The following is a 19,918-nucleotide window of genomic DNA, read 5'->3' on the forward strand; positions in this document are numbered from 1 at the left end:
GGCATTTACATGCCAGTTTCAAATGAGCTTATATAGGAGAAGTCTCTACCCAGTTGCGGTATTCTTTATATCCATCTTGCCGTATTCGTTGGTAGCTCAATACCCTACCGTGCCCTTGAATGCCGATTTGGTGTATAGTGCGCAGGCCGAAGGAGGGGTGGAGCACAGCTCCTTTCTGCCGTTGATTGACGAGGGGAAGTGCCGCATCGAGCCGCAGGCTCAGAGTCAAAGAAACTGGCTCTATCGCAAGCTATTTGAAGAGCACTTAGTCGATCAGAACACCGAGGATTATCATATTACGATTGACCCGGTGGTTGATTTTCGTTCTGGATTTTCGAATAATTCTCGTTTTCCGTTTACGGATACCTACGGGTTTAGCGCAGAAGGGCGGATCGGGAAGAATGTTTGGTTTCAAACCGGCCTGTACTTTGGATTTGAGCGATTCCCGGATTACGTTGACGCGCGGGTACGATTATTAAATGCGGTTCCCGGTCGCGTGGTACCCCAAAATGACCCGAATGGTGCTCTTTCCTGGTATTGGGGGCGCGGTACGATAATGTGGCGACTGAACAAGTTTTTTACTCTTCGAGGGGGAACAGATAAGCACTTTATTGGAGACGGCTACCGCTCATTGATTTGGAGCGATAACGCGATGAACTCGCCGTTCTTTGAAATTCGCACCAATGTGGGCCAGTTCCAGTATGTGAATCTTTGGACCGTTCAACGCGATATAAACTGGACTCCGCCCAGTCAGAATAGCTATTTCAGAAAGTATGTGAGCGCTCACTATCTGAGTTGGAATTTTGCGCCGAAGTGGGAGTGGAGCCTTTTTGAGACCATTGTTTGGGCAGGCGATAGCAGTGGAGTAGGGAGAATGGAACCCGAAATGCTGAATCCCATTATTTTCCTGAGGGCGGCGGAGTACGCAGTCAATTCGGGAGGAGGAAATGCTATGTTAGGGACCAACCTCAGGTATTCCTTGAATGACCATTTCACCTTTTATGGGCAATTCTCCTTAGATGAACTCAAGTTTAGTGAGATCCTTTCGGGCGACGGCTGGTGGGCCAACAAGTTTGCTTGGCAATTGGGTGTGAAGGGATATAATTTGGGCATTGAGGGCCTCCATGCGCAGCTGGAGTACAACCAGATCCGCCCCTACATGTACAGCCATCGGAGTACCTTCACGAGTTTCACCCACTACAACTACAGCAATGCGCATCCGGCAGGTGGAAACCTGAGGGAAGGTGTGGCCATTTTCCGTTACAACAAAGACCGATGGCGCTTCAAGGCTCAGTTCAATTACCTGGTTCAAGGGCGCGATACCCTTGGTTCGAATTGGGGCGCCAATCCGCTCATCAGCTATGACGAGCGCGAGCAGGAATACGGCAATGAAATTGGCCAAGGTGTTCGGACCGAGGTCTTCTTTACGGATCTTCAGGCCGCGTGGGTGGTGAATCCGGCGACGAACTTGCAGATTGAAACGGGCGTCATGATTCGTAATGCCAATTCAGAAGTGACGGACGAGTCCTTTACGTACTGGTATTTTGGCCTTCGGACCTTGTTTGCAAATTACTACTACGACTACTGACCCCTTTTAAGTCCGCAAGTGTTATCTTTGCACGCACTTATGAAGGAGGCCCAAGAAATCACTGCTACACAGACATCGAGCTTCAAGGATTACGTCGCTTTGGCGAAGCCGCGCTTGGCCACAAGCGTTGTGTTTAGTGCCGGAGCAGGTTACCTGATCGGGATGCCGGCCTTCGATGGCTTCATGTTCACCCTACTTCTTTTGGGTGGCTTCTTGGTTGTGGGTTCTTCGAACGCTTTTAACCAGGTGATTGAGCGCAATCAGGATGCATTGATGGATCGGACCAAAGACCGCCCTGTCCCTGCGGGACGATTATCGGTTCTCCAGGCCTTGATCGCCGCGACCGTTATGGGACTTGTAGGTCTCGGTTTGCTGTACTGGATCAATCCGCTGTCGGCCATGTTCGGGGCATTGAGCCTCTTCATTTATACGGCCGTATACACCCCACTTAAGGGCGTGACGCCACTCGCAGTGTTCATCGGGGCCATTCCAGGAGCCATTCCATTCATGTTGGGCTGGGTGGCCGCCAACAACGACTTTGATATTGAGCCGGGCATGCTCTTCGCGATGCAGTTTTTCTGGCAATTCCCTCACTTCTGGGCCATTGCCTGGATTCTGGACGATGACTACAAGAAAGCGGGCTACGTGCTCCTTCCTAGCGGTAAGCGGGACAACAGCAGCGCCATTCAGGCCGTGTTCTACACCGTTTGGACCGTCATTGCTAGTCTGATTCCGGCGACCGGACTGACCGGGAGCCTCATTTTAAGCACACCAGGTGCTGTAGCGGTGGCTTTGGCAGGCGGACTTTTCCTCTGGCAAAGCTGGAACCTTTTTAGAGGCCAATCGGTTGTGGAGGCAAAGAAATTGATGTTCGCGAGCATCATCTATATGCCCGTGGTTCAGATCATTTATGTGCTTGACGCGATATGGTAGATTCAGTACTTAAGGAGCAGAGAAAGAAGGCGGCGAAGCCGATGTTGTGGATCGGCATGGTCAGTATGGCCATGGTATTTGCGGGGTTGACCTCGGGATACATCGTTCGTCGGGCCGAAGGCAATTGGATCCTCTTTGACCTTCCGCAGGATATGTACATCAGTACGGTGGCCATTGTCCTGAGTAGTGTGACCATGATTTTTGCGACGCGCGCTGCCAAGGCTCAGGACCGGAACAAAATGCTGAGCGGTTTGCTCGGAACCTTTATCCTGGGCAGCATCTTCGTATACATGCAGTTCGAGGCGTTTGAGACCCTAATCAACGGTGGGATTTACTTCACCGGGGAGTCGTCCAATGCGGCGGGGAGCTTCTTGTACGTCATTGTTATTGCGCACTTGGTGCACGTGGCTTTTGGCTTCATCAGCCTTCTGTACATGATGGTCAATGGCCTTAGAGGAAAATACGACAACGGAAATATACTTGGATTGGAGATCGGCGGGCAGTTCTGGCACTTCTTGGACGGGGTGTGGATCTACCTTTTTGTCTTCCTTCTACTGGTGCGATAAACACTGGCTTTTTGCAAAAACTTCGTATTATTGCACCACCTAACTAAAGACCCTTTTAATGGCAACGGTTGCAGCAGAAGAAAACGTGTGGGGCGGAGGTAATCGCCCGTTTGGTGCGAGCTACGGAAAACTTATGATGTGGTTTTTCTTGGTGTCGGATGCGCTGACTTTCTCCGGATTTTTGACCGCTTACGGTCTGATGCGCTTCAAGTTCATCGAAACTTGGCCCATCGCAGAAAACGTTTTTACCCACTTCCCATTTGTTGAAGGAGACCAGCCACTTCTTTATGTGGCCTTGATGACCTTCATTCTGATTATGTCTTCTGTGACCATGGTATTGGCCGTGCACGAAGGGGAGCACATGAACCAGAAGAAAGTGGCCATGTGGATGTTTGCTACCATCATCGGTGGATTCATCTTCTTGGGCTCACAGGCTTGGGAGTGGTATCACTTCATCATCGGAGATAAGGGGGCCATCGAATTGACTACAGGTGAAATCATGCATGTGGTGGATGCCGAAGGGGAACACATTAGTTTAGGTACGGTCGTTCACGGTCCCGATCATCACGGTGCCCACGGACATCACGAGCACTTTGAAATTGCTCAAGTGCAAGAAGGATTTGCAGCTGGAGAGTACAGCCTGAAAGAACCCGGAAAAGAAGGGATCACCATGAGTAAGGAAGAGGCCTTGGAGCACTTCCCAGAAGCGATGGTGGTACAGGGAGCCAACATGACCCGAAACGAGTACGGTCAGCCGCTCTTCGCGAACTTCTTCTTCTTTATCACCGGATTCCACGGATTTCACGTGTTCTCTGGTGTGGTACTGAACATTGTTATTTTCATCAACATTTTGGCAGGTACCTATCAGGCGCGCGGCCACTATGAGATGGTTGAAAAAGTTGGATTGTACTGGCACTTTGTAGACTTGGTGTGGGTATTCGTCTTCACCTTCTTCTACCTGGTCTAATAGGAAAAGTTTCATCGGGCCGTAGGCCCAAAGCGATAAGATTATGTCTGGAATTTCTGTTAAGCGTATTTGGTTCGTTTTTTGGTTGCTTTTGGTCGTCACGACTGTTGAGGTAGCCTTGGGTATCATCAAGCCGGATGTGATGATGGTGAACGTCATGGGCACCAGCCTATTGAACTTGACCTTTATCATCTTGACCCTCGTGAAGGCGTACTACATTGTGATGTACTTCATGCACTTCAAATACGAGCGTTCTGGAATGAGATGGGCCATTGCATTGCCCGCTTTGATCCTTATTCCTTATTTGGTGTTTATTCTTTTAGTTGAAGGTGGATACATCTACCAAGTGATCAGCTAAAAGAAACGTTACATGAAATCCAAAGCGCTCAGGCAGGCCGTCATACTACTGGCGATCCTCGTATTTCCCTCAGCCTTTTACATTGCCCTGACAACGGGACGGCACAACTTTGTGCACTTGAGCTACATCGGCCCGCGTTTGGGTGTAGACACCATTGAAGTCGACGGCCGACCGGTCGTGGACACCATCTACCACAGCATTCCCGACTTCTCCTTGATTGATCAGGACGGGGAGGAATTTGAGTCTTCCGCCTACGGCGGGATGGTATACGTCGCGGACTTTTTCTTCACCTCGTGCCCGACCATCTGCCCGGCCATGCAGCAAAGCATGCTTCGCCTACAGAGCCGCTTTGAGGAGTACGACGACTTCGCCCTGCTCAGCTTCAGCGTAGACCCCGAACACGACACTTCAGAAGTGCTGAAGGCCTACGGTGATGATATCGGGGTCAACTGGGATAAATGGACCTTTTTGACCGGCCCGCGCGACAGCATCTACGATGTGGCCACTCGAGGATATTTTGTCAACGCCATGGTCGACGACTTGGCCCCTGGAGGGTTTTTGCATTCGGAATACTTGGTCTTGATCGATAAGGACGGACACATTCGTTCGGGCATCGACAAGCGCGGAAATCCAAGAGCGGTGTACGATGGCACCTCAGATGCAGAGGTGAATGAACTTATTGACGACATTAAGGTGTTATTAGCAGAGTACCGTCTTGCCACCAAACGGGCCGAAAAGAAACGAATGGAACATGGCAACAACTAATCTGAACGACAAGGTCTGGGTGCCGATCATCATCGCGCTCTCCATCATTATTCCTGTAGCCGTCGCGGTCTTGATCTACTTCCCCATGGATCTGGTCAACATCGACGCCAACTTCCCGCTTTTTCACGCCACCATCAACGGTACCGTTTCAGTGCTCCTTGCCTTGGGTTTGTGGTTGATAAAATCGGGTAAGCGCGAGGCCCATCAGAAAGTCATGTGGACGGCCTTCGTCCTGAGTTCCTTCTTCTTGGTCAGCTATGTCCTTTCTAAGGTCAATACGCCTCCAACTCCTTATGGGGGAGAGGGGATAATGCGCAGTGTGTACTACTTCATCCTGATCTCTCATATTTTCTTGGCCATCTTCATCGTGCCGTTGGCACTCTTCAGCATCTACCGAGGCACCAAGGGCGAGTTCGACAAGCATCGCCGCATCGCCAAGATCACCTGGCCCATCTGGTTCTATGTATCCGTAACCGGTGTGCTCGTCTACCTTTTCATGGCGCCGTATTACAGCTTCTGAATTTTTACAAAATCCCACATCATATTCTCATTATGAGAATATTGACGAAGGTTGTGTGACTTAAGTCACTGATACACAGGATTTAGTAAAATTGGCAAAATTTATGACACTCTGTTGCTTGTTCGTCCCACCTGACGGAACGTGTTGGATTTGACAGAGCTGGTCAAAGCAACGGGCATGAAACAACAACTGACGTCGTAAAACGTCGATGACGTTGGTTACGTATTTGCCGTTTCAGACGGTGGGGAGAGCCCTAAACTCTAACCCGTGCCCGTATGAAAGCACTTATACGCTCCTTCCAAAAGTCACTCGTCTTATTATTTATTTCTCTATTGGTTCATCCTTTGGTTTATGCCGAGGGGTCGAAAGAGGCTAATGCCAATGGTGGGCCTACCATCCAATTAGAGGTTGGTCGTAGTTTAGCTGGACAAAATCTTGGGCCGTATTTTGGTTCCGATGCTACACAACGTATTTACGTTACGTTGGACAATGCAGATGAGGCTCTATACTTCGGGTTTGACGAAGATGGATCAGATAATCTGTGGGTTCGAATTATGGATAGTGGGGGAAATAAAGTTTGGCCGGCTGGCACAAGCCAATCTATCCCAGGATCTGGAACAGGATATATCGATGGGCAATCTGAGGCAGACAATGGCCCAAATTATCCGACTGGGTCTGCAGCTCAATCTTCTGGCTATGACGCTTTTGTTTTCTCACCAGCTCAGGCCGGAGAATATTACATTGAATTCAACAACAATAGCGGAACATCATGGAGCGGTGGTTTCGGGTCTACTGGAGAGCTCGTTAACCTTTGGGATTTCACCGTTATTAATACCGTCACACATACCATCCAAGAAGGTCGACTCTGGAATCGAAGCTGGACTTTGCGAAATGATGATGGCTGGGGTACTCCATTCTCGAATGAAACCTTTATTTACACTGCGGACGGTACCGTAACTAAATTTTGGGGGGATGATTTTAACCCTTTCGCTTGGAATACTTTTGCCAATTCTACAGGTACTGGAAATACTGGAGATATAGAGGAAGATCGTAAATCAAGAACGGGATATGCTGGAACGCCAGAGCACAAACTCTTTTGGAATGAACCGGATATCAATGTATTTCCGAATGGAACCATGCCTACCGTATCAACCGATACTCCCGTCATCGAAGGATGCTTGGGCGACTATTGCGTTCGAGCTCGATTTAATAATGCCGGAGGCCTAGGAAGAATCTTGCTTGACCTTGACGGGCCGGACGGGGTATATACCCCTGGTACGGCTGATGTCTTACTAGAAGAGGATGTTCCAGCGGCTGGGTGGCATTGTTTCGTTTGGGACGGTAAAGATGGGCTTGGCGCTACAGTTAGTACAAGTGTTTCTATGAACTTGAGTGTCGATATCATTGCGGGGGTGACGCACTTTCCGACGTTTGACACGGAATGTAATTTGGACGGTTACAAGGTAGAGCGTGTTCGTCCACAATCAAATGTACCCGATTTGTTTTGGGACGACTCAGAAGTTCCGGATCCAAGCAATGAGAATCCAGATGAAGAAGAACTACAAGGGTGTACGCCCGTAATTGCTGGGTCCGGTTGCCATACTTGGACCGGTTGTACCAACGGTACATATGGAGATGCTCAAACGATCAACACCTGGTGGTACTCCTACATTGAGTCCAGTACTTTTAACTCGATTCCTATTTCATCGAGCATTGGCCAAACCACAGTTACTGCCTCTGACCCTCCCTCTTGTAACGGAGAATCCGATGGTGTCATTACCGTTTCCGTGAGTGGTGGCTCATCACCGTACACCATCGTCTGGAATTCGGGTTCAACGACAACAAACAGCAATACATATTTGGTTACTGGCCTAGCAGCCGGAACGTACAATTTCACCGTTACGGACAACGATGGTTGTACCAATAATCCTGGACTTACTCTTACAGAACCAGATGTACTTAATGCTGGTGACGATCAAGTCAATGTGGACATCAATGGACAAAGTACTGGGTCAGCAACCATTTCAGCCTCGGGGGGAACTACTCCATACACTTTTGTTTGGTCGAACGGTGAGTCCGCGAGTGGAGTGAGTGAACTTCAAATAACGGGGCTAGCCGCGGGAACCTATACGGGGACGGTGACGGATGCAAACGGCTGTAAGGATATAACGTCAGTGACCATCACCGAACGAGATTTATTGGAGGCTGGAGTAGATGCTCAGTCCCCTGCTAGCTCTTGTACCAACGCGGATGGTAGTGCTACAATTTCTGCTTCAGGCGGAGATGGTTCATATACCTACACTTGGCCAGGTGGCTCTACGGACAATCCAAACAATAGTCTGGCCGGTGGTGATTATCAAGTGACCGTGACTGATGGCGTGGGAGCCAAAGCTCTGGTCGACGTTACCATTGGAGAGCCTGCCAGTCCTACGGCCATTTCGGGAGTAAATACTGATTTCAACGGTTCGGATGTCAGCTGCGCGGGAGCGTCAGATGCCAACATCGGAGTTACCGCTTCAGGTGGAGCAGGAGGATATAGCTACGAATGGAATACGGGTTCGACCGACCAAGACGTGGATGGTCTTGGAGCAGGAGAATACCAAGTCACTGTAACGGACGCTGGAGGGTGTACCGTCATTGTCGGTGTAACGGTCACCGATCCATCATCCTTAAGTCTAGACAATTCAAGGGTCAGCGATAACAACGGCTCCGCGGTTTCCTGTAATGGTGGTTCAGACGCAACCATCTCAATTACTGCTTCTGGTGGAACAGGTTCTCTGACCTATGGATGGACCGGACCTTCTTCGTTCTCTTCAAGTAGCGAGGATCTGACGGGCTTAGAGGCCGGGGTATACGCATTGACTATTACGGATGCCAATGGATGTACGGTAAAGCAAGGATATACCTTAACCGAGCCAACAGCTCTAACCTTCGCTGCTACGGACGTAAGCGATTACAATGGCTCAGATATCAGCTGTAATGGTGCTGATGACGCCACTTTAGGGGTTACGGCATCTGGAGGTACGGGAGTCCTGACCTATGCTTGGACGGGCCCTAGCGGCTATTCAAGTACCAATCAAGACATAAGTAGTTTGGAGCCCGGAACGTATAAAGTAACCGTTACGGACGCAAATAGCTGTACAACGGAACAAAATTTCACCCTTACAGAGCCAGCGTCGGTGACCATTAGTTCGAGTGATCAAAGCAGTAATAATGGCTTTGGAATCACTTGTAATGGCGCAGACGATGGAGCGATTGGCGTCACGGCGTCAGGGGGAACAGGGGCCTTAGCATATTCTTGGACAGGACCAAGTGGTTACACAAGTTCGAATCAAGATATCAGCAACTTAGAACCCGGAACCTATAGAGTTACGGTAACAGACGATAACAGCTGCTCCACAAAACAAAACTTTACGGTTACAGAGCCTACTGCATTGACCATGACGTCCACGGATGCAAGCGATTTCAATGGATCAGGGGTTAGCTGTAATGGGGCTTCTGATGGGACGCTTGGAGCTACGGCTTCAGGTGGTGCTGGTACTCTGGCGTATAGCTGGAGTGGCCCAGGATTTACAAGCTCTAACCAAGATGTTTCCAACTTGGGAGCCGGCGTTTATGCGGTTACGGTAACAGATGATAATGGATGTGAGTTAAAACAGAGCTTCACGGTCACGGAGCCAACGGCCCTCTCAGGAGGTGCATCGGCTACAACGGACTATTCCGGCTTCAATGTGTCCACAAATGGAGGAAACGATGGTGCCGCCACCGTGACTGCGTCAGGAGGAACCCCGGCCTACTCTTACGAATGGTCAAATGGTTCTAACCTTCAGTCACCAAGTGGATTGTCTGCGGGATCCTATGATGTCACCATTACGGATGCCAACGGGTGTACCTTGGAACGAACCGTGACCTTGACAGAGCCCAATAATTTTGATGCGGGTACGTCCGTTACAAGCAATTACAACGGCGCGGAAATTTCGTGTGCATCGGCAAACGATGGTACTGCGACGGTCACCGCTTCAGGAGGAGCGACTCCGTATACCTACTTATGGGAGAATGGAACGTCAACTGCGAATGTGTCCGGTTTGAGCTCTGGAAGTCATCAAGTCACGGTTACCGACAACAACGGCTACCAGAATATTCAAAGTGTTAGTCTTACCGCTCCTTCGGCGGTTACTGCTTCGGCAGATGTAACTTCTAACTTCAACGGTGCAGATGTCAGCTGTGCGGGAGCTTCAGATGGTCAAGCAGGTGTGACAGCATCGGGGGGAACAGGAGCGTACACTTATCTTTGGAGTAATTCGGAATCTACCCAAACCATATCTGGATTGAGTGCTGGAACCTACGACGTAAGCGTGTACGACGTGAATAGTTGTTTAGGTACGGCGAGCGTTACCATTTCGGATCCCGTTCAAATTTCGGCCTCGGCCTCGGTGACCTCAAGCTACAATGGAAGTCAAGTTAGTTGCAATGGTGCATCCGATGGTCAAGCCAGTGTTACAGGTTCTGGCGGAACAGGAGGGTACACATACCTATGGAGCAATTCGGCTACGACACAGATGATTTCTGGTCTTGCTGCGGGATCCTATGACGTATCGGTCTACGACGACAATGGTTGTCAGGCTACAGCCGGAGTGACGATTACCGCGCCAACGGCGATTACTAGCGGCGCAAGTGTTTCTTCAGACTACAATGGATTTGATATCACTTGTGTGGGTGCTAGCGATGGTAGTGCATTGGTCACTGCATCTGGCGGAACAGGAGCGTACACCTATCTATGGAGCAACGGCCAAACAAATTCGACTTTGCAGAGTGTTGCTGCCGGGATATATGGAGTAACTGTATATGACGTGAACGGATGTACGTCCACGGCTCAAGTGACTTTGAGCGATCCAACCGCATTGACTGCATCTGTTGGCGTTACCAGTGGATATAATGGTCAAGATATTTCGTGCAATGGCGAATCAGATGCTTCGGCTGGATTCACCGTTTCCGGTGGAACTGGAAACTTTACCTATCTCTGGAGCAATGGTCAGACCACGGAAAATTTAATGTCCGTGGGTGCCGGAACTTATTCGGTAACCGCTACCGACGAGAATGGATGTACGGTTCAAGGGGCTTTGACCATAACGGAACCGGAAGTACTCACTGCGGGAGCGTCTGTGAGCAGCAACTACAACGGACGTGATCTTTCTTGTAATGGGGCTGCCGATGGATCGGCCTTGGTAACGGTATCTGGTGGAACCACCGGTTACAGCTATTCATGGAGCGACGGACAGACTACTGCTACGGCCAGCGGCTTGAGCTCTGGTGCCTATGGAGTGACCATTACCGATGTCAATGGTTGTATGACTTATGCCACGGTTACCCTCACAGATCCACCTTCTTTGACATCTTCCGGTATCACCACTGATATTTTGTGTTTTGGAGAATCAACAGGGGCCATTGACTTGACGCCAAGTGGAGGAACTGTTGCATTGGATTACTCCTATCAGTGGTCCACAGGTGCGGCCACTCAGGATGTGTCCAACCTGTCCGCCGGAACTTATTCAGTTACCGTTACGGATGACAATGGCTGTACGCATGTTAATTCATTTGTTCTGACCCAGCCCGCGGCGGCATTGGACGTCTCAGGTACGTATACAGATGCCACTAGTGGTCTGAATAACGGAACAATTTCTGCGACTATTAACGGAGGTGTAGCTCCTTATTTCCAGGACTGGAGTGATGCTGGTTCAGGTTTGAACCGCATGAACCTAGCGCCGGGAACCTATACGCTAAGTGTCACCGATGCGAATGGTTGTTTTGACGAGCAGACTTGGGTCATTGATGGTAATGATCCACCAGTAGCTGTTGGACTCACCGTTTCGACGCCAGAGGATACACCAATTTCTATTCCAGTGACCGTTAATGACTACGACATCGATAGCAATATTGACCCAACGACTGTCACCATTACCGGTCAACCTTCGAATGGTTCGGTTTCCGTTGATCCAGTGACTGGAGCAGTAACGTACACTCCGGATCCTAACTTTAACGGAACAGATACTTTCATTTATCAAGTTTGTGATGATGGAACACCTTTACCCGCATTATGCGATACGGCCATTGTTGAAGTGATTGTCGGTGGAATCAATGATGATCCAGTGGCCGTCAACGATACGGTTCTCAATCTCCCAACGGGAGACACCACTTTAGTTGATGTTCTCGCTAATGACTTCGATCCTGATGGAGATCCAATTTCCACATTTACCATTTTGGTGCCTCCTACAAGTGGTACGGCCACGCAAATCGGGAATGACATTCAGTACATCAGCACGCCGGGTACTAGCGGATTGGATTCGCTTCAATACGCAATTACCGATGGTCTAGGAGGCTTTGACACCGCTTGGGTATACATTGACGTAATCATTACCAATTTACCTCCGGTAGCTATAGATGATATGGAAACCACGAGCGTTAATACGCCGGTAGTCGTAGATGTATTAAACAACGACAGTGATCCGAATGGTAACTTAGACAGTACTTCGGTTGTGCTTGTATCAGGGCCAAGCAATGGAACGGTTGTGATCGACCCCGTAACTGGAGAAATCACATACACACCAAACCTTGACTTTGAAGGCAATGACACCTTGACCTACGCGGTTTGCGATACAGGGATTCCGATCTATTGTGATACTGCAGAAGTGGTCATTACGGTGGAGCCCAGAACCTTGACCATTAACTCCACAAGCTACTGCGAAAGCGACGTGGCCTATTTGGCCTGGGAGGTTGTCGCCGATAATTTCCCTAGCCCGGGATTGGTAACCATCACCTTCTTGGACAACAATGGAAACCCAGCGGTTGTGTATACGGATATGCCTATGACGGATACCATACTCTATCCGGGAATGGTTGTGGATGCCAATGGCAATCCTATTGATTGGCCCGGATGGATTTTCCAGAATGGCCAGTGGATGATGGCAGATGACGGTTTCCAAGACCTTCGCCCCACAGCAAGCGTGGTCTTCGCAGTGAACCCATCAGATACCATTGTGGTGTCGTACCCTCCGGCGACTCCAGCGTGTGCGGCGACTCCGCCTATCCCGCCGCAGGCGGTAAATGACACCTTGTTTACGCCTATCAATACACCGGTAAGCAACTTTATCCTTCTGAACGATACGGCCTATGGAGCCAATATTGATCCCGGTAGTGCCGCTTTGACCATTGCACCTCAGAATGGAAACTTCTTCTATGATTTTACGACTGGATTCTTCCAATACACTCCGAATAATGGATTCTCTGGAATAGACAGTCTCCAGTATTCCATTTGTGACGACCATGCTGTTCCTCTTTGCGATACCGCGTGGATCTACATCACCATCGGTGCCGGAAACGATATGCCTATGGCTGTAGATGATTACGACACCACGAGTGCCAATACACCGGTTACTGTGGATGTGCTGGTCAACGATACGGATCCAGAAAACAACATAGACCCGACGTCGGTGACCATTACTGATCAACCCTCGAACGGAACAGCAAGTGTTGATCCGGTGACAGGGGAGATTACCTATATTCCGGATTTGGATTGGACGGGAACGGATACATTGACCTACCAGGTTTGTGATACTGGTATGCCCATCCTCTGTGATGAGGCCGAGGTGTACATTACCGTGGAACCTCGGACCATTACCGTGAATACGGGCTCTGCTTGTATTAGCGATGTGGCGTATTTGTATTGGGACGTCTCAGCGGACAATTTTGCTAGTCCGGGATTGGTGACGGTCACCTTTGTCGATGCACAAGGCGGTACCATTGCTTCTTATGTTGATCAGCCTATGCAGGATACTTTGTTGTGGCCGGGTATGGTGGTTGACGCGAACGGCAATCCAACGGACTGGCCAGGCTGGGTGTATACCAACGGAACATGGGTACAAACGAGTGATGGATTCGAGGATACTCGTCCTGTTGCGACGATTCTCTTCACGGTGAATCCAACGGATACCCTGTTTGTGAGTTACCCACCAGCTACCCCAGCGTGTGCTGCGGCTCCTCCTACGGGTCCTACGGCCACTTTGGATAATGCGATGACTACAGTCGGCATGCCTGTTGACATTAGTGTACTTGCTAACGACATACCCGGAAGTGCACCGCTGGATTCTGCGACTTACGTGGAGCTTACAGCGCCAATGAACGGTACTGCTTCTTATGATCCAGCTACCGGAGAATTGACCTACACACCAAATCCTGGTTTTACCGGGCTTGATAGTCTTGAGTACCAGATTTGCGATCAGAACACACCTAGCCTTTGCAGTACAGCTTGGGTAATGATTGACGTAACGGATGCGCCTAACATGCCTCCGGTTGCCGTCAATGATTCGGCTTCGACTCCTCAGGGATCACCTGTCACAATTGATGCTCCGTCCAACGATTCCGATCCTGATGGAGCAGTGGATGAAACGACCGTGGTGATTACGAATAGTCCAGATAATGGTTCAGCAACAGTTGATCCGATTACGGGTGAAATTACCTACACGCCAGGAGTCGGTTTTGCGGGAACGGATAGCTTGCAATACAGCATTTGTGACAACGGCAATCCGACGTTGTGTGATACAGCGTGGGTGTATATTGATGTTGAAGGCCCGACAGGTCCAGTAGCCAATATGGATACGGCTACAACAAGCTGGAGTACACCAGTGGATATCGACCTTCCTGCGAATGACTTCGGAACATCTAATCCGTTGGATTTGACTTCAGTGACTGTTCTAGACGGACCGAACAATGGAGTCTATAGCCTTGATCCAAATACAGGTGTTTTGACCTATGTGGCCGATAGTGGCTTTGTAGGTGTCGATACCATCACCTACCTCATTTGCGATCAAGGAAATCCAGCATTATGCGATACGGCAATAGCCGTGGTCACGGTTGAAGAACGAGAGTTTGTTATTCTCTATGCAGACAGTTTCTGTGCGGATAACGTTCCATATGTAACGTACTCGGTCCAAGTGGTCAACTTCCCTCCACCTCCAACCATTACCCTGTACTGGATGGATAGTTTGGATGTAATCGTTCAGGTGGATAGCGGTTTACCATACACGGGTATTGTACCATGGGCAGGCGTTGTATTGGACAATAACGGAAACTGTGTTGACTGGCCAGGTTGGGAATTAATCAATGGCCAGTGGTTGCCGGCAAACGATGGTTTTGGAGCGACTGCACCAGCGGCTAATTTGATTGTTTCGGTTAATCCTACAGATACGATCAACATTCCTTATCCGCCAGCGAGTGCAACTTGTCAGGCCATTCCGTTTAGCAATCCAATTGCTGTGAATGATACGGTTGGAGTGAATGAGGATACACCAGTTACTATTGACGTAATTGCTACTGATATTCCTGATGGAGCTTTCTTTGACAGCACATCTGTAGCCATCATCCAAGGCCCTTGGGAAGGTACAGCAACGGTGGATCCTGTGACCGGTGAGGTCATCTACACACCTGGGCCTAACTTCTTTGGACCAGACTCGTTGCAATATGTGATCTGCGACCAGAATGCTGTGCCGCTGTGCGATACGGCTTGGGTATATGTTTTCTTTGTATTCCCCGTAAACGACCCGCCGGTGGCTGTTGATGATTACACGGGAACACCGCCCAATACGCCTGTTGACATTGATGTTTTGAGCAATGATTACGACGTCGACAATGACCTCGACACCAATTCAATGGTCATTAATACGCCGCCTGCCAATGGTATGGTGACGATTGATTACACGACCGGCTTACATACGTACACGCCGGATCCAGGGTTTAGTGGTCTGGATACTTATGTGTACACGGTTTGTGAGGATACGGTGCCAGCCTTGTGTGATACCGCTACCGTCTACGTATTGGTAGACGTGAATGGTGTTTCCATTATGCTACCACCAGATGCGGTGAATGACACGGCTTCAACACCTGAGGACACCCCTGTGGTCATCGATATTCCGAATAACGATACGGACCCTAATGGACACTTGGATTCGACCAGTGTTGCCATTCTCATGCCCCCAACTGGTGGAACTGTTGTCGTGGATACGCTCAACGGAAGCATCACCTACATTCCAGATCCGAACTTCGATGGCCCGGATAGCTTGCAATATGTGATTTGTACCGATCCACCAGCTCCGACACCGAGCCAGTGCGATACGGCTTGGGTGTACATTGACGTCATACCAGAAAATGATCCCCCAGTAGCGGTCAACGACACAACGTTTACCAATCCTGGGCAGATTGTGGGCGTACCCGTGGTCAATAACGACTACGATGTCGATGGAAATATTGACAACTCTACGCTAATGGTCATTACCGATCCAACAGCGGGTAGTTACTTCGTGGATCCTGGCTCTGGCGTTATTGCCTACACACCAAACGGAACCTTTACCGGTGTAGACAGCCTTCAGTATGTAGTTTGTGATGATGGATCTCCATTGCCAAGTGCGTGTGATACCGCTTGGGTATATGTCACGGTACAAGGAAGTCCGAATATTCCAGATGTGAATTTGCCGCCGGTTGCCATAAACGATACGGCCACGACCAATATCGATACACCGGTGACCATTCACCTTACCGGAAACGATAGTGACCCGGATGGTATCATCGTGCCAGCCACGATTTCTGTCCTACAACAGCCATCGAATGGTTCAGTGGCGGTTTCTTCAAGTACCGGGGAGGCCATTTACACGCCGGCACCAGGATTTGTTGGAACCGATAGCTTGCTCTATCAAGTCTGTGATAATGACGGCCTATGTGATACGGCCTGGGTCTACGTAACGGTAGAAGATGTTCCGGCCAACCAGCCACCAGTAGCCGTCGTGAATTACGCGGCCACTGGACTGAATACTTCTGTTCCAATCAATGTCTTGGTGAACGATTACGATCCTGAAGGTTATCCTTTGGATTCAACCTCTGTGACCATTGTGGATTTCCCGAATAACGGTAGTGTGACGGTTGATCCGAATACAGGTTGGTTGAACTATACGCCTGATCCAAACTTCAGTGGATGGGATTCCATCATCTACCAAGTATGTGATTTCGGAATTCCATCACCTGTAGAGTGTGATACGGCATATGCCATAGTATACATCTACCCGAACATCATTCCAATTGATCCGCCTGTTGCGGTCAATGATACTATGAGTACGACACCTGGGGATTCGGTCAGCATTGTTGTTGTCAATAACGACAGCGATCCGAACAACGAGGTGATCACGGTGATTCAAGAATTGACACCACCGAGCAATGGAAGTTCTTATTGGAACGGAAATGAATTGGTGTATACTCCGGACAGTTCCTTTAGCGGAACCGATAGCTTACAATACGTCATTGTGAATGAGAGTGGAGGCACCGATACTGCTTGGGTATACATTACGGTGGATCCAAGTCTTAGTGCGGTGGTGGATAGCTATTGTGATATGGACGTACCGTATTTCCAATGGGATGCAACCTTGCTTGGATTGCCGAATACGACGACCTCGGTGTACATTTACGATGCCTTTGGGGTAGCCGTGGATACACTTCAGAATCAACCCTTAATGGGTAGCTCATTGTGGCCGGGATACGAGGCATTGCCAAACGGTATCGTTAATTATCCAGCCGCGAACCTAAGGCCAATTCAAGTGCAGTTCGAAGTCAACCCGACTTCTCCAATGTATACGGTGGCTTATCCATCGGCAACACCAGCGTGTTACCCAGATAACCAGCCTCCGGTAGCAGTCAATGATACGGTGAGTACGACGGATACAGCTTCTGTAGTCATCTCCATTCTACCGAATGATGATGACCCTGAAGGTTACTTGGATAGCACCAGCGTCACTATTGTCACTCCTCCTGATTCAGGAACGGTTGTGGTTAACCCAGACGGAACCATTACCTACACACCGACGGCTTGTTTTGTAGGGGTAGATTCTCTGGTATATGAAGTATGTGACAGCTGGTCGCCAACTCAATGTGCTCAGGCAACGGTTTACGTCAATGTAACCGAGTTGACTCCGCCTACAGCAGTATGTCAGGACGTAACGCTGTACTTGAACGATCAAGGCTGGGCATATTTGGCTCCTGGAATGATTGACGGTGGTAGTTTTGATGCCTGTGGTCCAGTGACGACTATAGCCCAGCCGGATAGTTTCTTCTGCGCCGATATAGGCGTACAGCAAGCGACCTTGACGGTAACTGATGAGGCCGGAAATACGGCGCAGTGTATGGCTAATGTAACGGTCCTTGATACCATCGCACCAACCCTCACGGGAAGTGATCAGTTCAGCTTTGATTCATACACGGGAGCTTGCGCAGGCGTGGCCAACTTCAGCATGCCAATGGTCGACGACAATTGCGATGCTCAATTGGTGGGTACTCCGAGCATTATGCCGGGAGACACCTTGTCTGTTGGCGTTCATACAGTGGATTACACCTATGAAGATGCATCGGGTAATACCGTATCGATGACGGTGACTATTACGGTTGTTGATGTTGAACCGCCAGTAGTGAGCTGTCCTGCGAATGATACGATCTACGCGACCAACAGTTCCGGGGCTTCATACACTCCACCAGGAGCAAATGCTACGGATAACTGTGGAATTCAGTCCGTCGATTTGACCACGGCGCCAGCACCTGGACCATTGCAGCCCGGTGTCTATACCTACGGTTATACCGCTACGGACGTGAATGGTCTGCAAGACAGCTGTACGTATACCGTGACCGTGATCGATGCGAATCCTCCACAGTTAAGCTGTCCAAATGATATGGTTCTTCCTAATGATCCAGGACAATGCGGTGCAGTAATCGCCATGATTCCGATGCCAACCTTTGTTGGTGGCCAAGGAAGCGACTCGCTCTATCGTGCCGATGGCACTGGCCTTATGGATGGGGATCTATTCCCAGTGGGTACAACCACCATCACCTGGGTTGCGGAAGATAGCTTTGGAAATACGGATACCTGTTCATTCGACGTGACCGTCAATGACTTAGAAGCACCCGTACCTAATTTGCCTGCTGACTTTACGGTGAGTAATGACCCAGGTCAATGTGGGGCAACAGTGGTTTACGGTCCGGTTCAAGGTATTGACAATTGTACCGCGGCCGCAGATCTGATCTTTACTCTGATCAGTGGTCCAGCGTCGGGAGACTTCGTAGGAATCGGAACTCATTCGGTTGTTTATGAGGTTTGCGATTTGGCTGGAAACTGTGTCACAGAGAACTTCGTGATCACGGTTGAAGACAACGAGGCTCCGGTCTTGACGGTACCTTCTGACATCACGGTTCAAGCAGATTCTATGGACTGCTCGGCTATCGTGAATTTCCCATACCCAACAGCTACGGACAACTGTCCGGGCGTGACCATCATTCAGACTTGTGGTCAGAACAGCGGTAGTACCTATCCGGTAGGGACTACAACGCAGTGCTATGAGGCTGTGGATGCCAGTGGAAATGTGGTTACGGGAACCTTTGATATTACCGTAGAAAGTTCCTTTACCATTGACTTAGGGCCGGATACGGTCGGATGTGGCTTTGTTCAGCTGTGGTCACCGACGGGCAATAAGTGGAACTATGTGTGGCAGGATGGCTCAGGCCTTCCTTACTACAACATTACCCAGTCCGGATGGTACTCAGTGCAGGTGACCAATGGTCAGGGATGTGTGGCTACAGACTCCGTCTTTGTCGATATCCTTCAGCCGCAAGACAGCGTTGACTTGGGTCAAATTCCATCTTCGGTATGTTTGACCGATAATCCAGCACCATTCCCATTGAACCCGAATGGAACCTTGACCATTACCGGTCCTGGGGTGACGAACAACATACTGGACCCTGCTGCTGCAGGCTTGGGTACGCATACCTACTACTACACCTTTATTGACGCCGCGACGGGCTGCGAGACCAGCGGTAGCTGGCGTATGGATGTAGTGGATTGCACCATTGGCTTGGATGAAGGCGGATTTAAAGAAGTCCGCTTGTATCCGAACCCAACCAGCGATCATGTGACCTTGGATTGGACCATCAATGGGGCAGATCAAGTCACGATTCGCGTGATCAACGCACTCGGTCAGCTGATTTATGAAGCTGAAGCTGAACCATTTGCCCAAGATCACGTCATAGAAGTTGGACAATGGTCCGCCGGTAACTACACCGTAGTATTGGAGCACGCGAATGCGGTCGAGCAACGCCGATTGGTGATTACTAGATAATTCGCGCTATGTGAACGAAACCCGCA

General features: G+C 49.7%; 8 protein-coding genes. All 8 read left to right on the plus strand.

Annotated features, from left to right (window positions below):
- Positions 1 to 22: 22 nt before the first annotated feature.
- The 8 genes from HZ996_04900 (at position 23) to HZ996_04935 (ending at position 19,892) form a co-directional block, all read left to right on the plus strand.
- On the plus strand, positions 23 to 1,588 hold the full coding sequence (locus HZ996_04900; GenBank protein QTN38511.1) for a hypothetical protein: 1,566 nt from the start codon (positions 23 to 25) through the stop codon (positions 1,586 to 1,588).
- A gap of 39 nt (positions 1,589 to 1,627) precedes the next feature.
- The gene (gene cyoE / locus HZ996_04905) at positions 1,628 to 2,521 is read left to right on the plus strand and encodes a protoheme IX farnesyltransferase (protein ID QTN38512.1); all 894 of its coding nucleotides are present in this window, start codon (positions 1,628 to 1,630) and stop codon (positions 2,519 to 2,521) included.
- Positions 2,515 to 3,087, plus strand: a complete 573-nt coding sequence (locus HZ996_04910) for a heme-copper oxidase subunit III (GenBank protein QTN38513.1) — start codon at positions 2,515 to 2,517, stop codon at positions 3,085 to 3,087. Before cyoE ends, HZ996_04910 begins: the two co-directional genes overlap by 7 nt.
- Positions 3,088 to 3,145: 58 nt before the next feature.
- Positions 3,146 to 4,054, plus strand: coding sequence for a cytochrome c oxidase subunit 3 (locus tag HZ996_04915; GenBank protein QTN38514.1), 909 nt, complete (start codon positions 3,146 to 3,148; stop codon positions 4,052 to 4,054).
- 43 nt (positions 4,055 to 4,097) lie between these two features.
- Complete coding sequence (locus HZ996_04920) at positions 4,098 to 4,412, plus strand: cytochrome C oxidase subunit IV family protein (protein QTN38515.1); 315 nt, start codon at positions 4,098 to 4,100, stop codon at positions 4,410 to 4,412.
- Between the two features lie 12 nt (positions 4,413 to 4,424).
- Complete coding sequence (locus tag HZ996_04925) at positions 4,425 to 5,177, plus strand: SCO family protein (protein QTN38516.1); 753 nt, start codon at positions 4,425 to 4,427, stop codon at positions 5,175 to 5,177.
- The gene (locus HZ996_04930) at positions 5,164 to 5,697 is read left to right on the plus strand and encodes a DUF420 domain-containing protein (protein ID QTN38517.1); all 534 of its coding nucleotides are present in this window, start codon (positions 5,164 to 5,166) and stop codon (positions 5,695 to 5,697) included. The genes HZ996_04925 and HZ996_04930 overlap by 14 nt, the downstream gene beginning before the upstream one ends.
- Before the next feature lie 275 nt (positions 5,698 to 5,972).
- Positions 5,973 to 19,892, plus strand: a complete 13,920-nt coding sequence (locus tag HZ996_04935) for a tandem-95 repeat protein (GenBank protein ID QTN38518.1) — start codon at positions 5,973 to 5,975, stop codon at positions 19,890 to 19,892.
- The last annotated feature ends 26 nt before the right edge of the window (positions 19,893 to 19,918 follow it).

The sequence above is a fragment of the Cryomorphaceae bacterium genome (assembly GCA_017798125.1).
GTDB lineage: Bacteria > Bacteroidota > Bacteroidia > Flavobacteriales > ECT2AJA-044 > ECT2AJA-044.